Origin of the sequence: Cohaesibacter gelatinilyticus, assembly GCF_900215605.1 — a bacterium.
Taxonomy (GTDB): domain Bacteria; phylum Pseudomonadota; class Alphaproteobacteria; order Rhizobiales; family Cohaesibacteraceae; genus Cohaesibacter; species Cohaesibacter gelatinilyticus.
Genome location: NZ_OBEL01000002.1, coordinates 361,384 through 388,173, shown reverse-complemented (window position 1 = coordinate 388,173; position 26,790 = coordinate 361,384). Strand labels below are relative to the sequence as shown.

At 52.3% G+C, this 26,790-nt stretch carries 26 protein-coding genes; 11 read left to right on the top strand and 15 right to left on the bottom strand.

What is annotated here, in order from left to right; genetic code table 11:
- Positions 1-44 precede the first annotated feature (44 nt).
- The 3 genes from chrA to CRO57_RS11895 all read right to left on the bottom strand — a co-directional run bounded on the left by chrA (position 45) and on the right by CRO57_RS11895 (position 3,234).
- Entirely contained in the window at positions 45-1,343 is a 1,299-nt protein-coding gene (gene chrA / locus CRO57_RS11905; RefSeq protein ID WP_097153666.1) for a chromate efflux transporter, read from the bottom strand.
- On the bottom strand, positions 1,340-2,158 hold the full coding sequence (locus CRO57_RS11900; RefSeq protein ID WP_097153665.1) for a chromate resistance protein ChrB domain-containing protein: 819 nt from the start codon (positions 2,156-2,158) through the stop codon (positions 1,340-1,342). Before CRO57_RS11900 ends, chrA begins: the two co-directional genes overlap by 4 nt.
- A gap of 245 nt (positions 2,159-2,403) precedes the next feature.
- Entirely contained in the window at positions 2,404-3,234 is an 831-nt protein-coding gene (locus tag CRO57_RS11895) for a LysR family transcriptional regulator (RefSeq protein ID WP_170956064.1), read from the bottom strand.
- A gap of 110 nt (positions 3,235-3,344) precedes the next feature.
- Here CRO57_RS11895 and CRO57_RS11890 point away from each other — a divergent pair, with 110 nt between their 5' ends.
- On the top strand, positions 3,345-4,103 hold the full coding sequence (locus CRO57_RS11890; protein WP_097153663.1) for a sulfite exporter TauE/SafE family protein: 759 nt from the start codon (positions 3,345-3,347) through the stop codon (positions 4,101-4,103).
- A gap of 7 nt (positions 4,104-4,110) precedes the next feature.
- Here the strand turns inward: CRO57_RS11890 and CRO57_RS11885 are convergent, their stop codons facing one another.
- Positions 4,111-4,992, bottom strand: a complete 882-nt coding sequence (locus CRO57_RS11885) for a LysR family transcriptional regulator (RefSeq protein ID WP_097153662.1) — start codon at positions 4,990-4,992, stop codon at positions 4,111-4,113.
- A gap of 117 nt (positions 4,993-5,109) precedes the next feature.
- Here CRO57_RS11885 and CRO57_RS11880 point away from each other — a divergent pair, with 117 nt between their 5' ends.
- The 5 genes from CRO57_RS11880 (at position 5,110) to CRO57_RS11860 (ending at position 10,423) form a co-directional block, all read left to right on the top strand.
- Positions 5,110-6,291, top strand: a complete 1,182-nt coding sequence (locus tag CRO57_RS11880; RefSeq protein WP_097153661.1) for an ABC transporter ATP-binding protein — start codon at positions 5,110-5,112, stop codon at positions 6,289-6,291.
- Entirely contained in the window at positions 6,291-7,211 is a 921-nt protein-coding gene (locus CRO57_RS11875) for a carbohydrate ABC transporter permease (RefSeq protein WP_097153660.1), read from the top strand. Before CRO57_RS11880 ends, CRO57_RS11875 begins: the two co-directional genes overlap by 1 nt.
- The gene (locus tag CRO57_RS11870) at positions 7,208-8,143 is read left to right on the top strand and encodes a carbohydrate ABC transporter permease (protein ID WP_210200851.1); all 936 of its coding nucleotides are present in this window, start codon (positions 7,208-7,210) and stop codon (positions 8,141-8,143) included. Before CRO57_RS11875 ends, CRO57_RS11870 begins: the two co-directional genes overlap by 4 nt.
- Before the next feature lie 124 nt (positions 8,144-8,267).
- Positions 8,268-9,527, top strand: coding sequence for an extracellular solute-binding protein (locus tag CRO57_RS11865; RefSeq protein ID WP_097153659.1), 1,260 nt, complete (start codon positions 8,268-8,270; stop codon positions 9,525-9,527).
- Positions 9,528-9,598: 71 nt separating this feature from the next.
- On the top strand, positions 9,599-10,423 hold the full coding sequence (locus CRO57_RS11860) for a phosphodiesterase (protein WP_097153658.1): 825 nt from the start codon (positions 9,599-9,601) through the stop codon (positions 10,421-10,423).
- 56 nt (positions 10,424-10,479) lie between these two features.
- Here the strand turns inward: CRO57_RS11860 and CRO57_RS11855 are convergent, their stop codons facing one another.
- From CRO57_RS11855 to CRO57_RS11835, 5 genes are read right to left on the bottom strand one after another with little or no spacing between them, the layout of a single operon-like run.
- Positions 10,480-10,953, bottom strand: coding sequence for a GNAT family N-acetyltransferase (locus tag CRO57_RS11855; RefSeq protein WP_097153657.1), 474 nt, complete (start codon positions 10,951-10,953; stop codon positions 10,480-10,482).
- Between the two features lie 52 nt (positions 10,954-11,005).
- Positions 11,006-11,575, bottom strand: a complete 570-nt coding sequence (locus tag CRO57_RS11850; protein ID WP_097153656.1) for a TetR/AcrR family transcriptional regulator — start codon at positions 11,573-11,575, stop codon at positions 11,006-11,008.
- 6 nt (positions 11,576-11,581) lie between these two features.
- On the bottom strand, positions 11,582-12,646 hold the full coding sequence (locus CRO57_RS11845; protein ID WP_210200850.1) for a flavin monoamine oxidase family protein: 1,065 nt from the start codon (positions 12,644-12,646) through the stop codon (positions 11,582-11,584).
- A complete protein-coding gene (locus CRO57_RS11840) occupies positions 12,647-13,330 on the bottom strand; it encodes an SDR family NAD(P)-dependent oxidoreductase (RefSeq protein WP_097153655.1) in 684 nt (227 codons plus the stop codon).
- A 4-nt stretch (positions 13,331-13,334) separates the two neighbouring features.
- A complete protein-coding gene (locus CRO57_RS11835) occupies positions 13,335-14,003 on the bottom strand; it encodes a cupin domain-containing protein (RefSeq protein WP_097153654.1) in 669 nt (222 codons plus the stop codon).
- A 413-nt stretch (positions 14,004-14,416) separates the two neighbouring features.
- On the opposite strand from CRO57_RS11835, the gene CRO57_RS11830 reads away from it, so the two are divergent.
- The 4 genes from CRO57_RS11830 to CRO57_RS11815 all read left to right on the top strand — a co-directional run bounded on the left by CRO57_RS11830 (position 14,417) and on the right by CRO57_RS11815 (position 18,565).
- Positions 14,417-15,241, top strand: coding sequence for an IclR family transcriptional regulator (locus CRO57_RS11830; protein ID WP_097153653.1), 825 nt, complete (start codon positions 14,417-14,419; stop codon positions 15,239-15,241).
- 22 nt (positions 15,242-15,263) lie between these two features.
- Entirely contained in the window at positions 15,264-16,574 is a 1,311-nt protein-coding gene (gene mtoX, locus CRO57_RS11825) for a methanethiol oxidase (protein WP_097153652.1), read from the top strand.
- 66 nt (positions 16,575-16,640) lie between these two features.
- The gene (locus tag CRO57_RS11820; protein WP_097153651.1) at positions 16,641-17,342 is read left to right on the top strand and encodes an SCO family protein; all 702 of its coding nucleotides are present in this window, start codon (positions 16,641-16,643) and stop codon (positions 17,340-17,342) included.
- Complete coding sequence (locus CRO57_RS11815) at positions 17,339-18,565, top strand: cytochrome-c peroxidase (protein ID WP_097153650.1); 1,227 nt, start codon at positions 17,339-17,341, stop codon at positions 18,563-18,565. The genes CRO57_RS11820 and CRO57_RS11815 overlap by 4 nt, the downstream gene beginning before the upstream one ends.
- A gap of 129 nt (positions 18,566-18,694) precedes the next feature.
- On the opposite strand, the gene CRO57_RS11810 is transcribed toward CRO57_RS11815, so the two are convergent.
- The 5 genes from CRO57_RS11810 to CRO57_RS11790 all read right to left on the bottom strand — a co-directional run bounded on the left by CRO57_RS11810 (position 18,695) and on the right by CRO57_RS11790 (position 25,096).
- Entirely contained in the window at positions 18,695-20,002 is a 1,308-nt protein-coding gene (locus CRO57_RS11810; RefSeq protein WP_097153649.1) for a hypothetical protein, read from the bottom strand.
- Positions 20,003-20,116: 114 nt separating this feature from the next.
- Positions 20,117-21,586, bottom strand: a complete 1,470-nt coding sequence (locus CRO57_RS11805) for a tetratricopeptide repeat protein (protein WP_097153648.1) — start codon at positions 21,584-21,586, stop codon at positions 20,117-20,119.
- A 387-nt stretch (positions 21,587-21,973) separates the two neighbouring features.
- The gene (locus tag CRO57_RS11800; RefSeq protein ID WP_097153647.1) at positions 21,974-23,395 is read right to left on the bottom strand and encodes a uracil-xanthine permease family protein; all 1,422 of its coding nucleotides are present in this window, start codon (positions 23,393-23,395) and stop codon (positions 21,974-21,976) included.
- On the bottom strand, positions 23,314-23,892 hold the full coding sequence (locus tag CRO57_RS24385) for a hypothetical protein (protein WP_141401232.1): 579 nt from the start codon (positions 23,890-23,892) through the stop codon (positions 23,314-23,316). Before CRO57_RS24385 ends, CRO57_RS11800 begins: the two co-directional genes overlap by 82 nt.
- Before the next feature lie 280 nt (positions 23,893-24,172).
- Positions 24,173-25,096, bottom strand: a complete 924-nt coding sequence (locus CRO57_RS11790; RefSeq protein ID WP_097153645.1) for a LysR family transcriptional regulator — start codon at positions 25,094-25,096, stop codon at positions 24,173-24,175.
- Positions 25,097-25,371: 275 nt separating this feature from the next.
- Between CRO57_RS11790 and CRO57_RS11785 the strand changes: the two genes are divergently transcribed.
- Positions 25,372-26,166 (top strand): phytanoyl-CoA dioxygenase family protein, encoded by a 795-nt coding sequence (locus tag CRO57_RS11785; RefSeq protein ID WP_097153644.1) that lies wholly within the window; start codon positions 25,372-25,374, stop codon positions 26,164-26,166.
- A gap of 173 nt (positions 26,167-26,339) precedes the next feature.
- Here CRO57_RS11785 and CRO57_RS11780 read toward each other — a convergent pair whose 3' ends face one another.
- A complete protein-coding gene (locus tag CRO57_RS11780) occupies positions 26,340-26,744 on the bottom strand; it encodes a hypothetical protein (RefSeq protein WP_141401231.1) in 405 nt (134 codons plus the stop codon).
- Positions 26,745-26,790 lie beyond the last annotated feature (46 nt).

Below are 26,790 nucleotides of genomic sequence, written 5' to 3'. Positions count from 1 at the left end.
TATCCGAAAACCGCACACACTTTTCGGGAATACGCTCTAATCCCTTACAGGACAAAGCGCAATGCTGCGCTTGTCAGGGAAGCCACAAGCAATATTCTGATGATGCCCCAATGCATCCGGAAAGCCAGAAAAGAGCAGAATATGAACAATGCCAGGGCGATCCATTCGATGGATGCGAGTTCTGGCGTCCATAAGGTCAGGACCCCTTGTTTTTTGAGGCTGACCTTTGAAAACAGAACATGAAGGGCAAACCAAATGGACAAGTTCAGGATGACGCCGACGACCGCCGCCGTGATGGCCTGAAGTGCGCCTTTCAATCGGGGCTGGTTCGAGATCCATTCGATGTAAGGGGCACCGGCAAATATCCATAGGAAACATGGTGTGAATGTCACCCAAAGACAGACGAGGGCTGCGGCCAGTCCAAGCAGCAGTCCGCCCTGATTGAAGCCAGCAAGAAAGCCGACAAATTGTGTGACGAGGATCAAGGGGCCGGGCGTGGTTTCTGCCAATCCCAGTGCATCGACCATTTCCCCTGCCGTCAACCAGCCAAATTGCACAACAACATCCTGTGCCATATAGGCCAGAACGGCATAGGCTCCGCCAAAGGTGACGACCGCCAGGGTCGAAAAGAAGGTGCCCACTTCAACAAGCAGATCAGGGGCACCCAATGCAGCCAGTGCCACAAGCGGGATGAGCCAGATCGACAGCCAGATCAGACATGTGACAAATGTTCTGGACGCCGAGATATGGGCCATGTCGACGGTTTGTTGCTCATGGGATTGTGTGCTCATGAGCCAGCCGATGAGGCCTGCCGCCAGAACGATCAGCGGATAGGGCAGAGAAAAGAAGAAAATGCCGGTGAAAGCCAGCCCGACTATGGCCCAGTGGTGTCTCTTTGTCAGGGCTTTCCTTGCCACACGTAACAAAGCTTCCACGACAATGACCAGAACCGCAGTTTTGATGCCATAAAAAAGCAGCTCGACCAGCGGTACATTTCCAAACAGGCTGTAGATTGTGGCCAATGCCATGATGATTGCCGCGCCGGGCAGGACAAAAAGCAGCCCTGCAATCAGGCCGCCGATGGTTCCGTGCAAGCGCCAGCCCGCAAATGTTGCGAGCTGCATGGCTTCCGGGCCGGGCAACAACATGCAAAAGCTCAAGGCATTCAGATATTGCTGTTCTGAAAGCCAGCTGCGTTCTTCGACAATTTCTTTATGCATCAAGGCGATTTGTGCAGCAGGACCGCCAAAGGATAGAATGCCGATTTTCCACCAGACGCGTGTTGCCTCGCTCAGGGAAGGACTTGTGCGTCCTGGTACTTCGGTGAGGGTGGTCAAGATCATGTACTCCTGGACATCGCGGGCCAGTCATGTCCCTCATTGGTCGCATCGCGTGCCCAGCGATAGAATGCGTCATAGAGCTTGATGCCAGCCTCGAGCTGTTCAAGATCGTCCCGATACATGCGAGACAGGCCCAGCGACGCCGCCAGAAGGCCTGCGGCTTCGGGGGCGAGATCATGTCTGTTCGTGTCCGCCCCGCGCACGATCAAGGCCAGTCTTGCAAGTGCATCATTTTTGATGCCAAATTCCTCCACCATGGTGTCAAAAGTGCAGTCCGGGCCACGATGGCTCCAGAAAACACCCTCTATATCAAAGGGGGTGGCGTTGAAGCGATCTGCGACATTGAGCACTTGAGACGCCGAGACAAACAGAAATTGTGCCCTTGGGTCGATGAACCGGCGAATGAGCCAGGGACATGCGATGCGATCAATTTTTGGGCGGTGGCGTGTGACCCAAATTGTGCGGCCCTCATTGTCCAATGGCGGCAACTTGCTGACGTCAACCATGGGCAAGCCTGCATCTCTCCAGGCAAACTGACCGCCGCCAAGGATTTCGGCCTTGACGCCACAATTGCGCAATAGTGCTGCGGCTCCCTGGCTGATCTTCAGGCCTTTCTGGCAATACAGGACGACTGCCTTGTCCTTGAGACTGTCTGCGATTTCGGTGATCTTGTCGAAGGGGTAGCGGCGCGCGCCCGGGATCAATTGCGGGCTGTCGGTAAAGTCCTCATCAATGCGAACATCAAGCAGGATTGGGCAATCGGGCGTGCCGATCAATCGGGCGAGTGTGGATACGGATATTTCGTTATATGACGCCATAGAGCATCCTCCATAAAGAGCTATCAGACTGGAAGGATACAAGTTTTGGCTGGCGCCTCACGAGGTGCTTGTGAACCCCTGTTCGAACTTTATAGGTACAATCCCTGTTGCTGTCAAACCGTCAGCCGTATTCCCGATGCCAGAGTAGAGACGTCATAATCGCCTTGTGTTGCAATTGTATGAAGCCTGCTGACAGGGTGACGGAGCGATCTTTCATGCGATTGTATGGATGGTTCGCTTTCTTTTCATTTTGCGGCAGTTTCGAGCAGATGGAGCAAGTCATCTGCACAGGAAACTCCCTCACGCGGGGCATGATAAGCTGCAAGAGCAATCGGTGACAGTTTGGGAAGGTTGAATGTTCCGGATGCGGGGACCAAAGGCTCTACAATTGTCAGGCGTGGCATGACGGTCAGTGCCAATCCGGCTTGAACAAGGGATCGGACGCCTACCGGATGAGGGCTTAGATGTGTGATATGCCCTTGTTGTCCGGCGGTATCTAACGCGGTCAGGGCATATTGTCGGAGATCCCGCCCGTCCGTGAGAAAGGCAAGAGGTATGGGGCCTTCGTCAGGCAATGCAAAATCAGGTGAGCAAACCCATTCCAGATCCATGGAATGTACGAAGGATCGCAAGGCATGCCGTCCCTGATCCATCATGAAAGCCACGTCTATTTCGCCCTCTTCCAGACGTTGAAGCAGGCTGTCGCTGCGATCGCATTGTATCTGGATTTGAACATCGGGTCTTTGTCTGGCAAATGTTCTCAAGACATTGCTGACAATGGACATTGCCAGCGTTGTTGTTGTTCCCAGTCTCAGGATTTGTCGTGAATTGGTTGTGCGGACTGTCTCAATTGCTTCCTCTGACAAGGCAAGTATACGGCGTGCATAGATCAGAAATGCTTCCCCCTCGGGGGTCAGATGCATACTCTGGCCGCGCCCGCGCGACAGCATGGGTTGGCCCAGGGCTTCTTCAAGTTTCCTGATTTGGGCGCTCACTGCCGATTGAACGGTGTTGCGCTTTTCGGCAACAAGCGTGAAGTTGAGATCTTGCGCCACAAGTGCAAATGTCTTGAGCATATTGATGTCAAATGAAATCTTCATATGAGATTTTTAAAGCCAAATAAAATCGTTTCAAAGATTTAAATGCGGGGTTTACACAAGTTTGAACCATCAAACGGACGGACCCTATGGAACTCACACTTTCTTTTTATCTTGCTTCAATTCTGGCCATCTTGCTGACGGGTATTTCCAAAAGTGGTTTTGGCGGAGGATTGGGGGTTATGGCAGTTCCCATCATGTCGCTCCATGTTGCCCCTCAATTTGCAGCTGCTGTCATGATGCCAATCTTGTTGGTCATGGATATCCTGATTGTCTGGCGCTATCGCCAAACATGGGATTGGTCAATCGTGTTTGGTTTGTTGCCTGCGGCTCTTATCGGGTTGTTTTTGGGTAGCATCACATTCCAGCATATGGACGTGGATTTTATCAGGCTGCTTATTGGGCTTCTTGCCATATTCTTCGTTTTGCAGTTTTTTGCCTCCCGGCGTGCAGGATGCATCTTTGGTGTGACCCATCGGCCCGTGGTCTGGGGACTGGGGCTTCTGTCCGGCTTTGCAAGTTTTGTTGCCCATGCGGGTGGCCCGCCGGTCAAAGGCTATCTGCTGGATCAAAAGCTGCAAAAGACGTGGTTCGTGGGAACCAATACCGTCTTCTTTTTCTCCTTGAATCTCATCAAGACGATTGCCTATGGGGCAACGGGCACCCTCTCTGCTTCAAGTATGGTCACCAGCGCATGTCTTGCGCCCGTATTGTTTGTGGGTGTTTTCCTTGGAACGCGTCTGCATTCCTTGGTGAACCAGGATGTCTTTGTGAAAATTGTCTATGGTTTCCTTGCCTTGGCAGCCGCGAAATTGCTCTCAGACAGCGTTCCGGCCTTGCTGCCCTGATGGCCTTTCATGGGACCATGGCGTCGATGCAGATGCCGTAGAAGCTGTTGATCAGTCTGAGGTCTTTTTTGTCCCTTGGGATGACGAGACAATCTCGATATTGCTCGTTCATTTCGCGTACCGGGATGGCGACCAGCTTGTCGGATGGAAAGAGGCTGTTTTCCAGCAAAAGGCTGACGCCGAGATTGTGCAGAAGGGCCTCCTTGACCATGGGAAAGGTTGTTGTCTTCATCTGACGCGCAAAGCTGAGGCCATGCTCCTCGATCTTGGATTGCATGATTTTCTGGGTGAGGGATCCGTCTCCCGGCAAGACCAGGCATTCTGACTGCAGATCTTTCAAGGATAATTCGGAGCGGTTTGCCAAAGGGTGATCGGTGCGCATATGGGCCATGTATCTGGAGCGGCGCAATTCATGGATGAAGAGGTTCTCGTTTTCCTCTGGCTCGGTGATGATGGCGACATCCACCTGCCGCTCATTGAGAAGCACCATGGATGTGGTCCAGTCATAGAGTGTGAAGTCGATTTGTATCTGCGGATAGAGCTCGCCATAGCGGGCAATGATCGGCATGGCCGGGCGTGGGGCATTGGCAATCAACCGAATATGGCCATCACTGAGGGCGCTATAATCGCTGATTTTTTCGGCGACCAGCTGATCCAGTGTTGCCAGTCTGTCGGTAATCTTGAACAGCTCGGCCCCGGCACGGGTCAGCTCCAGACCTTCGCGCCTCCGGATGAAAAGCTGGGTGCCCATCCTCGCCTCCAGCTTTGCCACATGCTGGGTGACGGATGATTGGGTTACCCCCAGACAGTGCGCCGCTCGCGAGAAGCTTCGCTCCCGCGCTACATGGGTGAAAGCCTTGATCTGATAGGGGCTGGGCGATGTGTTCATGACAATTCCATGTTGAATTTCATGACGGACTCTAACGAGTATTAGCGACACTAATATTACGTCACAGATGTTTCAATCAGCCTCTCTAGGGTGCCGCTCAACATAAGGAGCAACTTGATGGCATCCATTTCCCTGAAGGCAATTGAAAAGAGCTTTGGAGAGACCTCGGTTCTGGAGCGGATCGATCTGGATATCGCTCCCGGTGAGTTTCTGACCCTTGTCGGCCCATCCGGTTGCGGCAAGTCGACCCTGCTGAGAATTCTGGCAGGGCTTGAGGCTCCGGACTCTGGCGATGTGTTGATCGATGGCGAGCGGGTCAATGATGTGCGTCCTGCCGATCGAAACCTGGCTATGGTGTTTCAATCCTATGCGCTCTATCCGCATTTGAGCGTTGGCCAGAATATGATGACGCCCTTGCGGTTGCGGGATCTGTCTTTCACGGAGCGTCTTCCCCTGATCGGGCAATTTCTGGCGCGGGCCAAATATCGTGACCTTTCCAGCCAGGTGTCTGACGCTGCCAAGGTTCTGAAGATCGATCATCTGCTGGCGCGCAAGCCGGGCCAATTGTCAGGAGGACAGCGCCAGCGTGTGGCTCTCGGCCGGGCCATGGTGCGCAAACCGGTCGGCTTCCTGATGGATGAGCCGCTTTCCAATCTTGATGCTGCCTTGCGCATTCATATGCGCTCGGAACTGGCCGAACTGCACCGCTCGCTGCAGACGACCTTTGTTTATGTAACCCATGATCAGGCCGAAGCACTGACCATGTCCGACCGCATGGCGGTGATGATGGATGGCAAGATCCTGCAGCTTGGAACGCCGGATGAGATCTATAACAATCCGCGCGATATTCGGGTTGCCGAATTTGTCGGGGCACCCAAGATCAATCTGTTGCCGGGGCATCTGGATGCTGATGGGCACGCCGCTTGCGAGGATGTGGTTTTGACGCGGGTGGCAAAGAACTGCTCTGGCGACATCACCATCGGCCTGCGCCCGGAGCATCTGGCGCTGTGCAGCGTCAAGGATCCCGATGCCTTGCAGGGGCGTGTGGTGCACAAGGAAAATCTCGGTGCAGACATCTATTTGCATGTCATCCTGCATCAGGGTGGGCATCGCCTTGTGCTGCGGGCAGCTCCGATTGAGGGTGTGCCGGTTTCCATCGGGCAGAATGTTGCCTTCAAGCTGCAGCATGGTGTGGCAATGGTGTTTGATGAAGCCGGAAAGCGGGTGGATCTGTCCCATGAGGCAGAGAAGGCACCGGCTAAATCCGGGGTCAAAGCAACCGTGCCGGAGGTTGCGTGATGGCAAGATCCAAAGCGCATTACTGGTTTGTCGGCCCGGCGCTCATCCTCATGGTGTTGATCCTGCTTTTGCCGATTGGCATCGCCTCGCTGATGAGCTTCACCAATTACAGCCTTGGCAATCCTGGTGCCGAATTTGTCGGTCTTGCCAATTATGAGAAGATCTTCACCCGCTCGGCTTACGCCAAGATGTTCGGCGCAAGCTTTCGATATGTCTTTGTGGTAGTGCCCTTGTCCGTTGGCCTGGGGCTGGGGGCAGCCTTGCTGATCAACTCGATCAAGCGTTTTGGCGATGTTTACAAGACCATCTATTTCCTGCCGGTGATGGCGGCATTGATTGCCATGGCGATTGTCTGGGAATTTGCCTTTCACCCTACCATCGGCATTGTCAATTCCACCCTTGAGCGGGGCTGCGGCTCCTTTCTTGAAGGCTGGAGCTGGTATGCCCATGGCTGCAAGCAAGGCTTTCCGCTTTGGCTGACGGATCGCGACTATGCCATCTGGACCGTTGCCTTCATTGGTGTCTGGCAGGCATTCGGCTTCAATATGGTGCTTTATCTGGCTGGGCTTACCTCTGTTCCGCGAGAACTTTATCACGCCGCCGAGATGGATGGGGCCAAATCGGCATGGGAGCGGTTCCGGCTTGTGACATGGCCGATGCTGGGACCGACCACCGTTTTTGTCGTCACCATTTCCGTCATCCGTTCCTTTCAGGTCTTTGACACGGTCGAGGCCTTCTATCCGCAAGGTGGCGGGCCGTCCAAATCCGTCTATGTGATGATGTTCGCCATTTATGAAAAAGCAATTCAGCAGAACCTGATGGGGATCGGTGCTGCCATCACGGTGGTGTTTCTTGCCTTCGTGATGTTTCTCACCTTGGCCCAGCGCTGGCTGGTGGAAAGAAGGGTCCATTACACATGAGTTATGCAACCCAAACATCAGCGCAGTCTGGCAGCCTTCCGGCCTTTCGCTTTTCAACCGCTGAGACCATGAAGCATGTGGTGCTGATTGTCGGCTGCCTGATCGTGCTTCTGCCCTTCTATGTGATGGTCAGTTACAGCTTCAAAAGTCCGGCCGAGATCATGCAGAATATCGGTGGCTTCTTTGGCAGCCAGGAAGCGTTCCGCGATGATTATTGTATCAAGCTTGGCAAGGATATTGCCGACTGCATGGTGACGCCGGTCATCTATAATTACACCACGGCCTTTGAGAAGGCACCTTTGGTGCGCTATCTGTTGAATGGGGTGTTTGTCACCGCGTCCATCTTCTTCATTCAGGTTCTGGTGGCGCTGCCTTGTGCCTATGCACTGGCCAAGTTGCGCTTTTGGGGGCGGGAGGTGGTCTTTGGTCTGGTATTGTTCTGCCTGCTGATCCCGGTTCATGCCATTGCGCTGCCGCTTTACATCATGCTGGCCAAGCTGGGCCTGACCAACAGCTATGCGGCGCTGATCATCCCCTGGTCCATCTCGGTCTTCGGCATCTTCCTGATGCGGCAATTCTTCATGACGGTTCCCGATGATCTGATCGATGCGGCCCGCATGGATGGCATGAACGAATTTTCCATCATATGGAATGTCATGTTGCCCACCGCCGTTCCGGCCTTGCTGGCCTTTGCCATCTTCTCGGTGGTGGCCCACTGGAACGATTATTTCTGGCCACGGATCGTGATTACCGGTGATCGCTCCCTGTTTACCCCGCCATTGGGTCTGCGGGAATTCAAGGGCGATGCGGATGGCGACAATTTCGGTCCGATGATGGCCACGGCCACGATCATCGTTGCCCCTTTGATCGTGGCATTTCTTATCGCGCAGCGCCGCTTCATCGAGGGCATCACCCTCAGCGGCATGAAATAGCAAATAAAGGAAAAGCGGGGCCGCCATTTGGCAGCCCCATCACCGAAATCCCGTTTTCAGGGATCAACCGGGACCGGACGAGTTTGTCGACCTGCCAGTCCCATGGCAACACAGGAAGAGTTCCATGAAAAAGAGCCTCACCGCAATAGCAATGCTTCTTGCATCCTCTGCTGCACAGGCAGAAGACAAGGTTACGATCGAATTTGCCTATCCTTACTCACATCTCTTCGATGTGACCTATGAGAAAATCCTGCCAAAATTCAACGAGCAGTTTCCCCATATCGAAGTCAAGATGCGTGCGACTTACGAATCTTACGAAGATGGCACCAATACCGTCCTGCGCGAAGCTGTTGCCGGAACGCTTCCTGATGTGACCATGCAGGGCCTGAACCGTCAGGCAATTCTGGTTGAAAAGGGCATTGCCAAGTCGCTTGAGCCCTTCATCGCCAAGGAAAAGAATTTTGCCAAGGAAGGCTATCATGATGCCATGCTGAAGCTCGGCACCTTTGATGAGGCGACTTACGGGCTGCCATTCTCCGTCTCGCTTCCGGTTGGTTATTACAATATGGATGTGATGAAAAAAGCTGGCATCACATCTGCCGCTGATTTGCCAAAGTCCTGGGATGAGGTCGTCAAGGTTTGTGGCAAGTTGCAGGATGCTGGTGTCAAGAACCCGATGTTCTGGGGCTGGAACATCACTGGCAACTGGTTCCTGCAGGCGCTGATGTGGTCTCAGGACAAGGCAACCATGGAAGGCAATGCGTTCCAGATTTCGTCTGACGAAGGTCTGAAATCTCTGGAGACCATGAAGGGTATTTTCCGTGGCTGTAACATGCAGAATATCGAATGGAAAGCGGCTCTGGCGTCTTTCTCTGCTGGTGAAATCGGCATGATGTTCTGGTCGACCTCTGCTCTGGGTGCAGTTGAGCGCGCCAAGGGTGATTTTGAGCTGAAAACCAATGAATTCCCAGGTCTGGAAGCCTCTGGCCCGAAAGGCCTGCCTGCTGGTGGCAATGCTGCCATGTTGGTGTCTGCCTCCAAGGATCCAAAGGTTCTGGATGCCTCCTGGCAATGGCTGAAATTCATCACCTCTGGTGAAGGGGCCGCCGACGTTGCCCGCACCACCGGCTATATGCCACCAAACAAGGCTGCCAACGAGGTCATTCTGGCGAACTTCTATCAGCAGAACCCGAACAAGGAAACCGCTGTGCGTCAGCTGCCATTGCTGCGCGACTGGCAGGCTTATCCTGGCGACAATGGTCTGGCTGTCACACAGGTTGTCTATGATGGCATCGAGGGTATCGTGACCGGCGAGCATGATGATATGGCCGAGCTGCAACAGGAGCTGGCCGAGGAAATCGCTGATCTTCTGCCAAAGAAATAATCACGCCAATTTGCGCCGCCCGGCTTTTCGGGCGGCGTTGTTTTTCAAGACAAGACGATCATGAGGACACCATGAAACTGCTGCAGCTTACGGACATCCATCTCACCAAACCGGGTGACACCATTGCCGGGCGTGAGCCGAATGAGAATTTCCGCAAGGCGTTGCATCATGCAACCAGACATCATCCGGATGCCGAAGCCGTTGTCATTACCGGGGATTTGTCCGATTGGGGGGATCGGGAGGATTATCTGCGCCTGAAAACCGAGATTGCCGCCTGTCCGTTGCCGGTTCATCTATGCATCGGCAATCATGATGAACGCGATATTTTCCTCTCTGTCTTCCCTGAATGTGCTGATGAGAATGGCTTCGTGCAATCGCTTGTGCCTTTGTCGGAAGGCACGGCCATTTTGCTCGACAGTTGGGGGGCGAATTCCCACGCCGGATTCTACTGTGCCAAACGTCAGGCCTGGCTGGATGCGCAATTGTCCAGGCTGTCCGGGCCGATCTATCTGTTCATGCATCACAATCCGGTGCCAACGGGCGTTGCACCCATGGATCAGATCATGCTGCAGGATGCTGATGCCTTTGGCCAGATCATATCCCGGCACAAAGACAAGATCCGCCATCTCTTCCATGGGCATTGTCACCTGCCTCTGACCGGCTCCTTTCATGGCATCCCGTTCAGCGCCCCGCGCGGTACCAATCATGCGGGTTGGCCGGACTTTGACAATGAGAGAAATCTTTCAGCTTCTGATCTGCCAGAGAGTTATGCCGTCGCGTTCTGTGGGCCGCATTCGGTGATGGTGCATATGGTGGAATATGGCTATGAGGGTCAGATCAGACGCGAAGGCTCCCCCGATTATGCCGAATGGGACCGACTGACCATGGTACGATAGGACTGATTTGGACATATTGCGTTTGGTTGGGTCCTCAATCAAACGCAATGTCGGGATCACGGGATTGCTTTGCGCATATTGATGCCCGTTGGCGCATATCCTGATGACAGATACAGCTTTTCTGCAATCTTGTTGTCAGCTGCCACACGTAGTCGAATTTCGGTAAATTCCGTTTTTGCAAACCATTCATCAAGTGCTGTCAATGCCAGCCGACCAAGGCCTTTTCCTCTATGGGAGGGTAGAATGCAAAAGTCGCTGATGAATATGGTTTGGTTCTTCCTGTTTGGCTGGCACCATAGATAGCCAAGAGGTGTATTGGATGTATCCGCTATGCCAATGATGCACAAAAGAAGCTGATCTGGTGTTTCGACACCCAGCTTCAGCTCTTCGGACACCGATTGTTCGGCTTGTTTGGTGGCTGTCTGTATGTCCAGATCATAATTGGACGAGATTTCCTCGGCATAATCGGGAATGAAAATATCGACATAGCCTTGAAACTCATCTGATCTCATTTTTCGAAGTGCGATCATTTTCTTCCCGGTCTGTTGGCCAAATCATCCATTTGAGTATGCGGCAGAAGTCTTACCCTGTGCATCGGGAGGTCAGCAGTTCAACGGCGCTGTCAAAAACGGAAATATCGGTCTCTGCGCGTGCGGCCAGATGTGCGCCTTCCAGTATGGCAAGTGTCGCCCGGGCTTCTGCCTTGGGGGTCTTGACGTCAAGAATGGATCCATCCTCCCTGGCCAGCTCGAACATGGAGAGGATCCAACGTGCCATCATTCTGCGAAACTCCACGATCTGGTGGTTCACCTCGTCTGACAGGCTTTCGCGACTTGAAATCAACGAGACGCATAGGCATACCATGTTTCCGTCATCAAGTGCATCGCGGTAGAGCGAGATGAGATCCAGAAGACGACCTGATGCCTTGACATTGCGCCGTTCGATTTCTGCGCAGCAGTCTTCTAGTTCTTTGTGGTATCGCTCCAGCAGAGCTGCGGACAGCGCCGCTTTGGTTTGAAAATGATAATGAATGGAGGCTTTGCGGATGCCAGCGGCTTCAGACAAGTCCGCATAGCTGAATCCGTCAAACCCACGGGTCCGGGCAGCCTTCTCGGCTATATCGAGCAACGTTGTTTTGGTATCGATTGCCATTGCCTGCTACACCCTTACACGTTCCAGCATTGTCAGTGCATTTTCCGCAGCTTCCAATGCGCCTTCCAAATATCCGCCAAATTCTGGTGCGACCTCCGTTCCGGCGAAAAGGAGGCGTCCTTCCCAAAGATTTTCTAAAGCATATGGCAGGCCATAGCTAGGGTGGTTGTAAAGCGGGCGGCGATCCAAATCTGTTGATGTCAGCGGATCAAAGGCCCAGTCTTTCAGATGAAGGGCGGATACTGCGCCAGCTTGTGGTCCGAACAGCCTGACAAGCTGCGCGATGATTTGCTCGCGAAGTGTTTCATGGTCTGATCTTGCTTGTGGCGGAACACCGATAAAACCAAACAGCGCGTGGTGATCTTCGGCCATGGTGGAGGCATCATGAATTTCCACCAATGGGCCATGACGGCTCATGGCATCACCAGACAGGCCAGCTTCGCGCCAGAATGGTCGATCATAGACAGCCATGGCCTTGGCTTGTCCGGCCATCCATGTCGGGATCGCTGTCATGGAGGCAATCACTTTGGCATCGAGTGCGGGGGCAAAGACAATGTTGGCAGCGATGCGTGGTGGCAAGGCAAGGACAACTTGATCTGCCTCGACATTCAGTCCGGTGTCGGTTTCTGCGGTTATGTGATTGCCGTGACGGGTCAATATCGTGACACGGTTTGAGACTGTCAGCCTGCCCTTAGGCAGCATGGCTGAGAGGGCATTGGTCAAAGCAGCCAGCCCTCCTTCCAGACGGTAGGAGCCTTGCATCGACGCATAACCTCGACCGTGCTGCACCAATCCACCTTCATCTTCAAAGCATAATTCGCCATCAGAGAATTGTCCGAAGGCCCGCAGCTTGAACTGATTGATGAGGGATGCAATGCGTGGCTGCCCCGGCCAGAACCAGGCCGGTCCCATATCGAAATAGGCCTCGTTGGTGCCTTGGGTCAGAATACGTCCGCCGGGGCGATCTCGAGCTTCCAATAGATGAAAATCCCGGCCTTTATTTTCCAACGCATGGGCAAGTGACAGGCCGGATAGACCGGCCCCGATGATGAGGGTTTTCGTTTGTATCATTCAAAAGCCCTCGGAAGCCGGGCGAAGATCCAGCTCGTGCGTCCAGGTGGATGGGGGTTGTTGTGCCAGTTGCCAATAGGCCTCAGCAATGGCCTCTGGTTTCATCATCTTGGATGGATCCAGATCATGCAGATCACGCGACCGTGTCGTGTCGATGATCCCGTCAAGGATGACATGGGCGACATGAATGCCTGCGGGTTGAAATTCGCGTGCCAGTGATTGTGTCAGCCCGCGCAAGGCGAATTTGGCGGAGGCGAAAGCGGAAAACCTGGCTCCGCCACGCAAGGATGCTGTGGCTCCGGTGACGATCAATGTTCCACCACCACCTGTTACCATTGGCTGCAGGACGCTTTGTCCGAGAATGACAAGCGATTGAACCATACTGGTCCAGGTTCGCTGATAGTCGTTCAGGCTTGTCTTTTCAAAAGGTGCGATGACCAGTTCGGCGGTGTTATGAACGACAATTTTGGGCGGGCCATGCTGGGCAATGAGCTCCGCGATTGCTAACGATGTTGCCTCTGCATCGGCTAGATCAATCTCCAAAAATGTACCGATCGGATTGATGGGCCGTGTGCGGCCAAGCCCGACGGCTGTCATGCCTTCGACCTCAAATCGTGACAGCAAGGATTGACCAAGACCGGCACCAGCTCCTGCAACAATCGCCAAAGATGATGGTTGTGTCATTCGATCATACCTCAGGCGGCTTTGCGAAATGCAGGTGGCCGGTTTTCATCCAGATCTTTGCCCCATTTGGGCCTGCCTTGATCTTGAGCGGAGCGCCGTCAGGTAGGCGAAGCCATGCGTTTTTGCTCAAGCTCTCCCCGCTTTCTTCAACTTCACCATCGATGACCAGAAGTTCGCTGCCGCCACTTTGCGTTGTTTCAAAGGCGGTTCCTGCATCAAGGTGATGATATGTCACGGTTTCACGGGCATCCTCGTGCAGCATGGCTGTGGCCACGCCATCAACCTTTTCTGCCAATTCTTCGGCCATGGTTTTGCGGAACTGGGTTCGGTCTTCCATGTCGAACTGCCAGAGTTTGACAAAGATCGTGCAACCGGGTGCTGATCCGGGTGTGTGCTGGCTGGTTGGCGGGTTGCGCACATAGGTGCCTTGCGGGAAGTCGCCATGCTCGTCCTGAAAAACACCATCCAGAACGATGAATTCCTCACCGCCGGTGTGTGTGTGGGCGGAGAAACGGGAGCCTGGTGCGAAGCGCACGATGGTTGTTGCTCTCGCCACTTCGTTGCCGATGCGATCCAGCATGCGTCGATCCACCCCGGTCATGGGAGAAGCCTGCCATTCAAGCTGGTCGGAATGGACAAGCACTCGTTCGGAGAAATCAGAATTCAGTTCCATGTTCGGTTCCTTTCAGCCACGGCGAAATCGGCAAGGGGTTGGAGTTACCAAGATCTGTATGATGGCAAAAGCAGCGTGACGGTGAACCTGGTTTGGATATCCTTCGTCATCAAAGCCTGCCAGTGCAGCCCTCTTTGATTGGCATCTATATAACTACCTACTAATAGGTAGATTGTCAATTGCGTATGACGGAACCTGAGAAAGGGTGGGAGCGAATTCCCATGTCATGCGACCATGCTCTTTGCTGCCAAGTCTTGCTTGGATCTGCTTTTTGCGTGAGTGATTGTTTCTAACACTTTGTTTTCATATAATTTTTCTTTCCTCATTCCTGGTGTAACTGCCGGTAAATCCAAAACACTTGCATAAATATGAATATCATTTTACAGTCAATTTGATCAAATAGTGAGAATCTTATGCAAGATCGACTTATCAAACTTTTAGAAGCCGTGGCGGGAAGTGCCGAGCCAGTATCTGCAATTGAGCTTTCCAAAATGCTGGATGTGCCGAGAGCAACTCTCTATCGAAACATCACAACGCTGGTGAAATGCGGCTTTCTGGATGAGACGAATAATGGAACGCGCTATCAGTTGGGACTGCGGTTCGTGAAGATTGCATTGACAGGCAAGGCTGATGGGCATGTCATTGGTGCGGTTTCAGGCGTGATGCACAATTTGGTCAACGAATTGGGAGAGACGGCCTTCATGGCCAGATATCGCGGTGGACGGGTTGATCTGATCCACAATGAGATCCCGCTTGATCCTTCGGTATCCTATATCTATCCAGGATTGGGCCCACGTCCTGCGCATGCCTGTTCTTCGGCAAAAGTGATTGCTGCGTTCATTTCGCCCGAGCTTCGGGATGAGTTGATCGAAACCAATCCATTGAGATTCAATACCAGCACGATCATAGAGCCTGATCTGATTGAAAAAGAGCTGAATCAGGTCAAACGCTTTGGCTATGCGATTTGTGATGGCGAGATTGACGAAGGTGTCACGAGCGTTGCCGTTCCGGTGAATATGGATCGATTGGGAGCGATTTTTTCCATTGGGATCGTAGGGCCGTCACACCGTATCAAGCCCGTTATTCAAAACAGGATCTTGCCATTTCTGACACAGGAGGCCATTCGCGCCGCTGCCGCCATTCAGCACTGCTCCATATCTGACGCTGAAGCAATGAACAATCAGACAATAACAGTTGCCCAGGCCTCAATCGATCCAAGTCTAAGCTATAAACACTAAGATCCTTTTGGGAGGAAAGATCATGAATAGAAGAGAGTTTGGTACTTTGTCCGCCGCTGCTGCAATGGCGCTGTTTGCGCCGTTTCGGGCCTTTGCAGATGAAACCTGCCAATCACCTTATATGCCCAAGATCACTGGCCACGAAGAGTTCGTGTATATCTGGACGTTGGGTGTTGAAGGAATGGGCGATGAGCAAGATAAGCTGGTCACCATTGATTTGCGTCCGGGTTCTGCGACGCGCGGTCAGGTGATCAACAGTCTGTCAGTCGGAGGCCGGAACGAAGCACATCATGGTGGCTTCTCGGCCGATCGTCGGTATTTCTGGACGGGTGGGCTGGATACCAACCGCATATTCATCTTCGATATTCATACTGATCCCGCTAAGCCGACATTGCACAAAACGATCGAGACCTTTGTCAAGGATTCCGGTGGCGTTGTCGGGCCGCATACATTTTTTGCGCTACCCGGCAGCATGATGATTACAGGATTGTCAAATGATCGCGATCATGGTGGCAGAACTGCCTTGGTCGAATATAATGACGACGGAGAATATATCTCCACCTATTGGATGCCGACCAAGGAAGATATGCAAGGTGCGGTGGCTGTTGGGGATGCAGTTGCAGATGGGTATGGCTATGATATCCGGGCATTGATCCGTAAGAATGTCATGCTGACCTCCTCCTTCACCGGCTGGTCCAACTATATGATGGATTTCGGGAAAATGCTGCAGGACCCTGAAGCGATGAAGCGTTTTGGCAACACGATTGTGCAGTGGGATCTGCACACACGTCAGCCACGCAAGGTCTTCAATGTTCCAGGGGCGCCGTTGGAAATTCGGTTCCCGTGGGGATCGGATGCGAACTATGCCTTCTCGACCACAGCGCTGACCTCGCAGCTATGGCTGATTTATGAAGATGAGGGCGGCGAATGGCAGGCAAAATCTGTGGCTGACATTGGCAATCCTTCCGATATTCCACTGCCGGTTGATATTTCCATCGCAGCCGATGACCAGACACTCTGGATCAACAGTTTCATGGATGGAAAGACGCGGTTGTTCGATGTATCGGATCCCCATAATCCTTCACAGATATATGAAAAAGTCATCGACCGGCAAGTGAACATGGTCAGCCAAAGCTGGGATGGTAAACGGGTCTATTTCAGCTCCTCACTTCTTGCCAATTGGGACAAGAAAGGCAGCGACGACGCTCAATATGTGCGTGCCTACAACTGGGATGGACGTGAACTGGTCGAAGACTTCAATATAGACTTTTACGAATTGAAGCTGGGGCGTGCCCATATCATGCGGTTTGGTAGTTCCGAACTATATGCGTGATCTCGCCGATTGCCGGGCAATTTCATCATTGCCCGGCGATGCATCACCTGTCTAAGGAGCGATAGCATGCAGTTTGTAAAGACGTCTGCGCTTGTTGCAGGGCTGGGAGCGATGGCTTTTGTCTGGTCTCTTTGGAATGATGTGCCTGAAAGGGTTCCATTTGCCTCTGTATTTGAAGCACCTGAAAATTATCAGTTTGAACCCCCCGTTGCCGGTTCCTATAGATTGAATCGTATCAAGGCAGCGCCGAATGGAACGGTGCTGGATATTCACGGTCAGGCCCACGAGCTTTCAGATCTGATGAAGGGAAAATACACGCTTGTCAGTTTTGTCTATCTGAATTGCGGCGATGTCAATGGTTGCCCTTTGGCCATGTCAACATTGTTTGAAATTCACGATACAAGTCTTGATCTTCCCGGGCTTCCGAAACATGTCCAATTGATGACCATCAGCTTTGATCCCAAGCGTGACACAGTCGAAGCAATTGAAAGCTTTGCCTATCCGATTTTGGCTGATGAGAAAGCCGAACAAAAACTTGATTGGCATGTGCTGACGACGACTGGTCAGACGGATCTGAAACCGATTATCGATGGCTTCGGGCAGGCGATCGATCAATCGAGCGATCAGGATGTCATCAATCACTTGCTCAGAATGTATCTTGTCGACCGGGATGGTGAAATCCGCAATGTCTATGGTCTTGGGTTTCTCGATCCAAGGTTGCTGATGACAGATATTGAAACACTCCTGATGGCAGAGAAAAGCCTGTGAAACGTGTAGCCATACTTGTCTTCTGCTGCGTTTGGAACCCGGCATTAGCCGACGATAGCTATGTTTTGCCTGAGCCGATCTCTGCTGAAAGCTGTGCTGTAAATGAGGAAGATTGGGCACAAAAGGCGGTGGAGCGTAGCCAAAGTGTGCATCTTGGGCTTCCCGCGCTTGGGAATCCCAAAGACAATCCTGTAACTGCCGCAAAAGTCAGACTTGGTCGCAAATTGTTCGCCGACCGGCGGCTTTCGATCAATGGCACCATGTCTTGCGCCATGTGCCATGTTCCTGAACAGGGCTTTGCCAATTGGGAATTGAGCACGGCAGTTGGCGTTGAGGGGCGGAGTGTAAAACGAAACTCTCCCACACTGATCAATGTCGGTTTTCTGGACGTGTTGTTCCATGATGGGCGCGATCCATCCTTGGAAACACAGTTTGTCGGGCCACTGGTTGCGCGCAACGAAATGGCCAATCCGTCAATCGGTGTGGTTGTTGCGCTGCTGCAGAACCTGCCTGAATACCAAGGGATGTTTGAGACCGCCTTTGGGGCCCGGGCTTCACTGGATCGGATCGGCAAGGCGTTCGGGGCCTATCAACGTACTCTGATTGCAGGGAATGCGCCATTTGACCGTTGGTATTTTGGTGATGAAGCCTCTGCAATTTCTGACGCGGCCAAGCGCGGCTTTGATGTCTTTCAGAATAAGGGAGACTGCGCATCATGTCATGTGATCGAGCAGCAGCATGCTTTGTTCACTGATCAGCAATTCCACAATACCGGCTATGGGCAGATGCGGGAAGATCGTCGTCAGAATCCGCCTTCGACAGTCAAGGTACAGGTTGCACCGGGCGTGGTGCATGATGTTGATTTTGGCAAGGTTGCCGCTGTAAGTGCACCCCAGGAAGTCGATCTGGGTCGATATGAGGTGACGGAAGATCCCAAGGACCGCTGGCAGTTTCGGACGCCCTCGCTTCGAAACCTGACCGTGACGGCCCCCTATATGCATGATGGGTTCCTGAGCAGCCTATCCGATGTTGTTGAATTCTATGATCAAGGAGGACCACAGACAGAGGAACAGGATCCAAGGGTCAGGCCGCTGTCGCTGACAGATAGTGAAAAGCAGGACCTGATTGCATTTCTGGAAAGCTTGACGTCCCCCGATCTGGGCTGCCTTGTAGGCGAAGCCCGCATTCATCCACCAGACAATATCGAAAGCACAGCAAAGTAGAGCTGGCCGGGAATGGTGACGATCACTTCCTTTCTATCCAGTTGCATCATGCGTTCGTCAAAGTCAGATTGAAGACGGCTGATGAGGTATATGGAAGCGTTTTTCGGGAACAGCTTCCATAAAACCTGCTCATCCTTCACATGGATCCATCCATTTATTCAGCATGGATTTGTACCAGGCTGATTCCTTGCCACCTTTCTTTCCAGACAGGACCGACTTGTAAAAGGTTGCCTCGAACTTCTTTGCAACGCATTCGGAAACCTTCAAACTATGATCAAGACGAGACACTGAACTCGGTGGATCTACAAAAGACTTTGCATAGTCGAACGCTTTGTATTTTCCGTGAATATAAGCGTATCCAGTCGAGCATTGCCTGATCTTGCTTCGATCAAGACCCTTTTGGGCCATACAATGACAATCAAATGCCCTTTGCCCAAAGCGTGACAACGAGTCGATGCATTTTTTGTGCCGTGCCATGAAAGCATCTTTCGCACCCAAATGCTTTTTCGGATCGCCCGTGATGGCGATCTCTCTGGGCCATCTGACTTTGCGATAATCAGAGCCTTTTGCTGCTGCAACATTCATTAAGTGATAAATTTTATCTCTTTGTTGCAGAATATCGTCTCGAGAAGATGACCTGCTTTTGATGATTTTCTCATCAATCATCTCGACCAACTGATCAGAAGACGGAATGATGTCGCACGAGCTTGACAGAAGGCCCTCTGCGAGCGCATCGAGGCTATCCATCTTGACAATATTTTTCAAAGTGGCACCCAGTTGTTCCAGCAATTGGCTATCAGCGGGCAGATCAAATGTCGCACAAAGGTTCAGCTTTGCTCCATCAAGGGTATTGGTACGATGGAAATCGACATAGGCACTGCTCTTGATGAAATATCTTCTGGTGTTGCCTGCGGTCAATGCCTCCACTTCGCCTGCAGGTCTTCTGATCGTCGCAGGTCTTAGATTGGCTTCCAGACGTTTCAAGAATGCCTGATGTTCTTCTTGGGAGGCAAAGTAATGGCGTTCAGCCTTTTGAAATGGCATGTCCAGAATTACTTCCTCGTCGAAAACAACAACGACATGGAACTTGTTATTGTTACCGGGATCTCCAATGCGAAAGATGCAGCGGGTGGGGCCGCTCGAGTAGCTGAAAGCCAACAGGGATTTTGAGATTGCGGTGACAAGCCGCTCTTGAGATCTGTTGTAAATCTCGTTGTCGGTAATTAAGTAGAATTTGTTGACATTGCCTCGTGCTGTGCAATTGAACGACTTGTCTGTGAACAGCTTGATATCCCAAGCCTTCTCAACTTCCTTTGCAGTCTTGGTCTCCATTCTCACAAGGTTTGAAGGATCCACCTGTGCCTGAGCGCTGCCAAGGCAGATTGCCAGAACGATCAGGGCAAGGACAACTCTTAAGGTTTGCAACATTCTGAACATATCTGTTCCTTCAAATTGTCAAGTGACTAGCAGGTATATGTTTCTATTGTGGTTTTGGAATTGGAACAGGCAAACCTACTTGCGGATAAATGATACTTGTTCCATTCCATCACACTAGTCGAAGCTATAGGGATTGCAGCCTGCCAGGGCGATTGCCGTCGAAGAAATGCCATACCATGCGAGACCATTAATTCCAGCACAGCTATCATGCTGATAGGTTGAACTGGAGCTTGTGTTTGAACTGCTATTTCCCGAAAGGGCGAGGATACCGATCGTGACGGCACCCAATGCAATCCAGGGCGCGGCTTTGCGGATCGTTCTGCGTGTCTTCAAGTTATCTGTATAGCGATCAAAACCAGCTCGCAGTTTCCGGGCGATGGGCTTTGCTTTTTTTGCCAGAACGGCATTGTCCGATTGTGCGACCTGCTCATAAGCATTCATGGCATCGCGATAATAGAAATATTCACCCTTGATATATGTTCCACTTTGCCCGCGACGCACGACAGAGAGATAGTGATTGGCAGCCATTATGCGGCCGACATCTGTTTTGAAGACGTTCGGGCTTTTGAATGCGCCATTCACATTGAGCTGCTGCGCCTTGGACAATGTGTCGAAGCGGTAAATCAGCTCCAGTTTCGCCGCATCACTGCCAAGAGTTGCAGCCTTGAACCAGAGTTTGATCGCCAAGTTCTTATGCTTGTTACCTGTTCGCTTGGAATAATATTTGGCTAGATAATCGATTGAATCGACGTGATTCAGATCTGATGCTCTGGTTAGCAAAGCAATTGCTATCCCAGGCTTGGCTTGATCCAAAAGGTGCTTTGCACATTCAAGCATGGCGGCAGGATAGCCTTGTTCGGCACTCTTGCACAAAAGTGCCTGTAAAGCTGCTGAATTTTTCTCTGTCAGGTCATCATTATGGAGGTTCAATGTGGCAAACATGAATTGAGCTTCGGCATTCCCCAGGTCTGCCGATTTTTCCAAGAGCTGCGAGACCTGACGAAGATTCGTCGGCCCGGCTCCCTCTTTTAGCACGGCTTTGGCTTTGCCCAGTGCGGTATCAGCATTTCCTTGTCCGGCCTTTTCAAAAAGCAATCTAGCGTCTTGGGCCGTTTTGTTCGGTATCTTTCCATCCAGATAGAGCTGCGCCAGTCGTTCGTTGGATTTTGTGTCGCCATTTTTGATGGCAGCAAGATAGAAACCTTCTGCCTTCAAGAAATCCTCACGGTCGGCGCCAATCTTATTGATGAACATGTCGGCCAGATAGCGTCTGGCGATGATGGATCCAGCATCGACGGCAGTTTCCAAAGCAATGCGAGCGCTTCGACGGGACTTTCGTTCACCTAGTCCCAGCAATGCCAGTTGGCTCTTGTATAAAAGCGCCACAGGGTCGTGTGTCGATGAGCGATTATTTATTTCATTGATGCATGCTTTGAGAATTGGTTGTGTGAACCGCTTTTCATCAAAGGCAGTTTCGGAAAATTCAAGTGAGCAGTTTGGGCCTGATCCGGATGCTGCCAATGCAGAGGCATTTATGTGAAATGAGACAAGAAGGCTCAGGAATAATGCTGAAAGAAAATTCATTGTACATTCCCAGTTGTCATACTCATTCCGATGCAATCCTGCCAAATAAGCACCAAATTTTCCAGATGTTTTTTGTGAGAGCTGCGCGGATATTATAGTCCGAATATGTCAGCCCCGGGTTTTCGCTTTCAGGAAAACCGCCAATGATCTTTGGTTATTTGCAACTGGCGGTTTCTGGCATGGAATTGTTGGCCAAGGTGGAATGCCGAACCTCCTGTAAACGCTTGAAGTCACCCTTTGACCTGCCTCTGTCACAGCTCCAGCTTTCTTTCTTCTAAACCACCATGGATATCAGGGCGTTCGAAAGAATTTCCCATTGATGGCGCAGATTATATGAAAGCATCCGGCACGCGCAGTGGTTTGAAGGGCTGTGCGTGCCGGTATTGCTTAGTCTTTCGTGTCGTGGCCAGCCATGCCGCCTGAGACCTCCTCGGTGGCTTCAGCGCTCAGTTCTTCCGGCAGGATCAGGTTCAGCACAATGGCGATCAGGGCTGCTGGCAGCAGGCCACTGGTCATCAGGGCGCGTATGGTGTCCGGCAGATATTGCACCGCTTTGGGGTCAAGCTTCAGCCCAAGGCCGATGGATAGAGCAATGGCAAAAATCACCATGTTGCGGCGGTTCCAGTTGACATCTGCCAGCATGGAAACACCGGCGGCCACCACCATGCCGAACATGACAATCACGCCGCCGCCCAGCACTTCGATGGGGATGGTGCGGATGATGGCGCCGACCTTTGGCACCAGACCGCAGAGGATCAGGAACAGCGCGCCGATGGTCACGACATGACGGCTCATGACACCGGTGATTGCAATCAGGCCCACATTCTGGCTGAAGGAGGTGTTTGGCAAACCGCCGAAGATACCTGAGATTGCCGTTCCAAAGCCATCGGCATAGGTCGCGCCTTCAATTTCCTTGTCAGTGGCTTCGCGGCCAGCACCACCCTTGGTGATGCCGGACACATCGCCAACGGTCTCGATGGCGGAGACGAAGGACATCAGACAGAAGCCGATGACTGCGGCCATGGAGAACTCAAAGCCATAAGCAAAAGGTGAAGGCAGAGCGAAAGGCGCAGCGCGTCCAACGCTTGTAGCGATGCCATCCAGACTGATCATGCCGACCATGAGCGCATAGATATAACCGGCGATGATGCCGATCACCACCGCCGAGACGGCGAGCATGCCACGGGCGAAGAATTTCAGGCCAAGGGTCACGATGATCACGACCAGGGCTGCGGACCAGTTGAGAAGGCTGCCATATTCCGGTTTGCCGATGGCAGGCACGCCGCCAGCAGAATATTGGATGCCGACTTTGACCAGTGTCAGTCCGATCAAGGTCACGATCAGGCCGGTGACAAGCGGCGGCAAGGCAAAGCGGATGCGTCCGATGAACATGCCAAGAACCGCATGGAAAAGACCGCCGATCAAAACGCCGCCGAACAGCGCCGGCAGGGCTTCCACGCCTTTGCCCGCGACCAGCGGTATCATGATGGGAATGAAGGCGAAGCTGGTGCCCTGAACGATGGGCAGGCGCGCGCCAACCGGGCCGAGGCCAATGGTCTGAAACAATGTTGCAATGCCTGCAAACAGCATCGACATCTGGATCAGATAGGTCATGTCAGGAAAACCCTGTGCCCCCGCATCCGAGCCAAAGCCGAAACCGGCCGCGCCTGAAATGATGATGGCTGGCGTGACATTCGAGACGAACATTGCCAGCACATGCTGAATGCCTAGTGGTACGGCCTTGTGCAAAGCCGGAGTATAGTCTGGATCGCGGAGTTGCTCCGCGGTTCCAAGCGACGTATCTGCCATTCTTCCCTCCCAACGGCGTCTGATTGCATGTCGATATTTGGGATATCGACTTTCATTGGCTGTCTTGACCGGTCTTCAGCCAGATGCGCCCTTTCCCTGTCTGGTCGCAAATTGCGCATGCCTATTGCCGGAGCAGGGGATGCGTAGATCAGGCCAGATAATGTGGTGAATGGTGCGGTCATGAATGCCGCGAGGGGAAAGGGGATGCGATTTTCAGGGAAAGTCTGTGTCGTCCCGGGCCCTGCCTTCATGCCATGACGGATTTTGTGCTTTGCCTGTTCATGGGGTGAAGATACAACAAACCCGCCTGGTCGAGCGGGTTTTGGGGTCAGATATGGGTGACTTTGATAAACCTTGAGACGATCTGTTTTGTCTGCCTCCCGAACCATGTCGCCTATGGCAATGGCCCGCTTCAAAACAGGGAAGATCGTTCCAGCCAGCCTGGACGAATGCTCGATTATTGAGCGCAAACTGGCCAAGAAATCTTCCTGTCTCATCTATCCCTCCGATCAATTGTCATCTTATTCAAGGCAAGAAGATCTATTATCAAATTCTGGTAGATACTCCTTCATGCTTTGCATGAGCGGCAGCTTTTGTTTCAGGCTGGTGAAGATGCGGCATCAATAGGCAGTAAGCCCCATTGAAACCTTGCTTTTTGGGTCCTGAGCCTGGTGTGATGGAATTGAAACAGGTATCATTTGTCTGCAGGTTCGTATGCCTATTATCGATACTGAGAACCACACTAGAAATACATATTTGCTCGTCACCTTTTTGAATCTAAAGTTCGTTCGGTGCTCGCCGCTCAATGTGGCGAACTTTAGATTCGGGTGGCTCGCCAAGAAGCGTCAGGGCTTTTGTGAACCATGGAGCCGTCTCGAGCAGATTGGACCAGATCAGTTTGATGTCGACCTCTGCTTCCGACGTGATGACAGGCAGCGTCACAAGGGACGTTCCATCATAGCAGACATCGCTGGGCGGGCGGGAATAGCTGATGCCGACGCCATTTCCGTGTGCTGCCATGGAACGCATCAGCTCCAGCGATCTGACCGGCGGGGCAATGCTGGGCGTGATGTGCAATCGATCCAGCAGCTCGCGCATGAATTGGTTCGAGAGGCTCTCTTCGAAGAAGATCAGTTGATGGGACTCCAGATCCTGCAGCTGAAGCTCAGATCTCGCTGCAAGCGGATGGTCGCTGGCAACGAAAGCCACCGGTGCGGCCCTTTTGATGATCTGCCGCTCATACTTTGCGTCAAAGCCAATGTCATAGGAAAGGGCGAGATCGATGCGCCCCTCTTCCAGCCCCGATGCCAGCTCTGAAAATCGTCCTGCCACGCCCTCAAATGTTATATTTGGAAAGTGGTGTCTCAGTGTCTCCAGAGACGAGGCCAGATGCCAAGGGGCCAGGTCTTCAAAGCATCCCAAAATGAAGGGCCGGGTGACTTCGTGCCCTTGTTCAAGCAGTTTGGCATTGTCCAGTAAGGTGCGTGCGTTGGAGAGAAAGTGATGCCCAAACGGGGTGATCTTGATCGTGGCTCCCTTGCGCCGTACGAAGATTTTCGATCCCACCACATCCTCGACCCGGCTAATGGCAACGGATAGGGAGGGCTGGGATACATTCAAACGAGAGGCCGCTTCCGTCAGACTTCCTGCATCAGCAACGGCAATTACATATTCATACTGGCGGATGGATAAATATAGCATGAAACTATTAAGATCATAAAAATGTATTATTTGAAACTAATTTTGATAATGGCTAGGCTCTTTTCTCAGAACCAGATTTAGAAGCCCTGAGCCAAGCCCTCTCCCCCTGCATCCCACCCGTCATGGAACGGATCAAAGGGGGATGCATTGGGAAAGGGCTGGTAATGCGGCTTACAATGCGTTCCCGAAAAGTTGCAGACTTTTCGGACAAGAATTCGCTCCTGGAAATCTCTGAATGAGACTTTTAAATCGGGCGGTAAGAGGAGGAGACACACATGCACCCGCTGGTTACCCAAGCCCATATTGATGCTTTTCAGCGCGATGGTGTTGTCCTGATCGAAGGATTGTTCGCCGACCATATCGAGACCATCCGTGCCGGCATCGAGATGAATATGGAGCAGCCCGGCCCTTATGCTGCTGAAAACCTGAAAGCAGGCGAGGATGGGCGTTTCTTTGATGATTATTGCAATTGGACCCGCATTCCGCAGTTTGAAGAGGTCATCAGAAAGTCCCCGGCTGCGGAAGTTGCCGCTGATCTGATGCAGTCCCGGCGCGTGCAGGTTTTTCATGATCATGTGCTGGTCAAGGAGCCTGGCACCTCCAAGCCAACCCCGTGGCATCAGGATGGTCCCTATTATTTTGTTGACGGCATTCAGAATGTCAGCTTCTGGTCACCGATGGATGTGGTGACGGAAGCCAGCCTTCGCTGCGTTGCTGGCAGCCATTTGTGGGAGAAGCCGGTGCTGCCGACCCGTTGGCTGAGCGAAGAGACTTTCTATCCGGATGAAGATGCCTATATGCCGGTACCAGACCCGGACGCAGAAGGCATGGACATCAGGGAATGGAGCCTGAAGCCAGGCGATGCGGTTGCCTTCAATTATGCCGTTCTGCATGGCGCACGCGGTAATAGCACGCAAAACCGTCGCCGGGCCTTTTCACTTCGATTGCTTGGTGATGACGCCCGTTACATCGAACGCCCCGGCAAAACCTCACCCCCCTATCCCGGCCACGACATGAAGCCGGGCCAAGTCCTGCGCGAAGACTGGTTTCCCATCATCTACCAACGGTGAGGGGGGAAATGAGGCGAGTGGGAAATGAGCTTTCGCTGCTCGGTGTTCCAATGACGGGATTGCGGGCAAAATGCCCGTTCAGTTCGCTGGCTCAGATGTTAGAATTCTTCAACCTGAACCAGTGCAAATTGAAGCCGACCCAACCTCTCGAGCCATCCAGATAGTGGCGCAACTTATCCTCTATGAACGATAAAGCTCTTGTGAGGAAATGCAGTTTTGAACAAGGCAAGTTTGCCCGGAATACATGAAAGGATTGTTCCGTGACCGAACTCAGCATACTTTTCTGCAAACATGAAAGCGAGCGACTGAAAGCTATCATCCATTTCATGATCAGAAGCGACCAAATAGCATTCTTCAGGAGCGCCTAAATCTCTTAGTATATTTAAAAGGCTAACTTCATCTCTTTTACCGCGCGGCACCTCTTTTGAATAATCAGAATGCATCGTTACACGATGGCTAAGTCTTCTTTGCAGCCATTTTTTACGACTTTTCGAAGTTTCAAATGCTCGCTTCATACGATCTTTTTCAACAGGATCAATCAGCTTGAATAATCCTGCAATATGGGCTTCTCGGTCCAACGGCCTTAGTTCCTTCACTGAAAATCTGCCCTCAAAGCTGAATGAA

Coding starts and splice junctions, on each gene's coding strand:
- chrA (WP_097153666.1), bottom strand. CDS start 1,343: ATGATCTTGACCACCCTCACCGAAGTACCAGGACGCACAAGTCCTTCC.
- CRO57_RS11900 (WP_097153665.1), bottom strand. CDS start 2,158: ATGGCGTCATATAACGAAATATCCGTATCCACACTCGCCCGATTGATC.
- CRO57_RS11895 (WP_170956064.1), bottom strand. CDS start 3,234: ATGCTCAAGACATTTGCACTTGTGGCGCAAGATCTCAACTTCACGCTT.
- CRO57_RS11890 (WP_097153663.1), top strand. CDS start 3,345: ATGGAACTCACACTTTCTTTTTATCTTGCTTCAATTCTGGCCATCTTG.
- CRO57_RS11885 (WP_097153662.1), bottom strand. CDS start 4,992: ATGAACACATCGCCCAGCCCCTATCAGATCAAGGCTTTCACCCATGTA.
- CRO57_RS11880 (WP_097153661.1), top strand. CDS start 5,110: ATGGCATCCATTTCCCTGAAGGCAATTGAAAAGAGCTTTGGAGAGACC.
- CRO57_RS11875 (WP_097153660.1), top strand. CDS start 6,291: ATGGCAAGATCCAAAGCGCATTACTGGTTTGTCGGCCCGGCGCTCATC.
- CRO57_RS11870 (WP_210200851.1), top strand. CDS start 7,208: ATGAGTTATGCAACCCAAACATCAGCGCAGTCTGGCAGCCTTCCGGCC.
- CRO57_RS11865 (WP_097153659.1), top strand. CDS start 8,268: ATGAAAAAGAGCCTCACCGCAATAGCAATGCTTCTTGCATCCTCTGCT.
- CRO57_RS11860 (WP_097153658.1), top strand. CDS start 9,599: ATGAAACTGCTGCAGCTTACGGACATCCATCTCACCAAACCGGGTGAC.
- CRO57_RS11855 (WP_097153657.1), bottom strand. CDS start 10,953: ATGATCGCACTTCGAAAAATGAGATCAGATGAGTTTCAAGGCTATGTC.
- CRO57_RS11850 (WP_097153656.1), bottom strand. CDS start 11,575: ATGGCAATCGATACCAAAACAACGTTGCTCGATATAGCCGAGAAGGCT.
- CRO57_RS11845 (WP_210200850.1), bottom strand. CDS start 12,646: ATGATACAAACGAAAACCCTCATCATCGGGGCCGGTCTATCCGGCCTG.
- CRO57_RS11840 (WP_097153655.1), bottom strand. CDS start 13,330: ATGACACAACCATCATCTTTGGCGATTGTTGCAGGAGCTGGTGCCGGT.
- CRO57_RS11835 (WP_097153654.1), bottom strand. CDS start 14,003: ATGGAACTGAATTCTGATTTCTCCGAACGAGTGCTTGTCCATTCCGAC.
- CRO57_RS11830 (WP_097153653.1), top strand. CDS start 14,417: ATGCAAGATCGACTTATCAAACTTTTAGAAGCCGTGGCGGGAAGTGCC.
- mtoX (WP_097153652.1), top strand. CDS start 15,264: ATGAATAGAAGAGAGTTTGGTACTTTGTCCGCCGCTGCTGCAATGGCG.
- CRO57_RS11820 (WP_097153651.1), top strand. CDS start 16,641: ATGCAGTTTGTAAAGACGTCTGCGCTTGTTGCAGGGCTGGGAGCGATG.
- CRO57_RS11810 (WP_097153649.1), bottom strand. CDS start 20,002: ATGTTCAGAATGTTGCAAACCTTAAGAGTTGTCCTTGCCCTGATCGTT.
- CRO57_RS11805 (WP_097153648.1), bottom strand. CDS start 21,586: ATGAATTTTCTTTCAGCATTATTCCTGAGCCTTCTTGTCTCATTTCAC.
- CRO57_RS11800 (WP_097153647.1), bottom strand. CDS start 23,395: ATGGCAGATACGTCGCTTGGAACCGCGGAGCAACTCCGCGATCCAGAC.
- CRO57_RS24385 (WP_141401232.1), bottom strand. CDS start 23,892: ATGAGACAGGAAGATTTCTTGGCCAGTTTGCGCTCAATAATCGAGCAT.
- CRO57_RS11790 (WP_097153645.1), bottom strand. CDS start 25,096: ATGCTATATTTATCCATCCGCCAGTATGAATATGTAATTGCCGTTGCT.
- CRO57_RS11785 (WP_097153644.1), top strand. CDS start 25,372: ATGCACCCGCTGGTTACCCAAGCCCATATTGATGCTTTTCAGCGCGAT.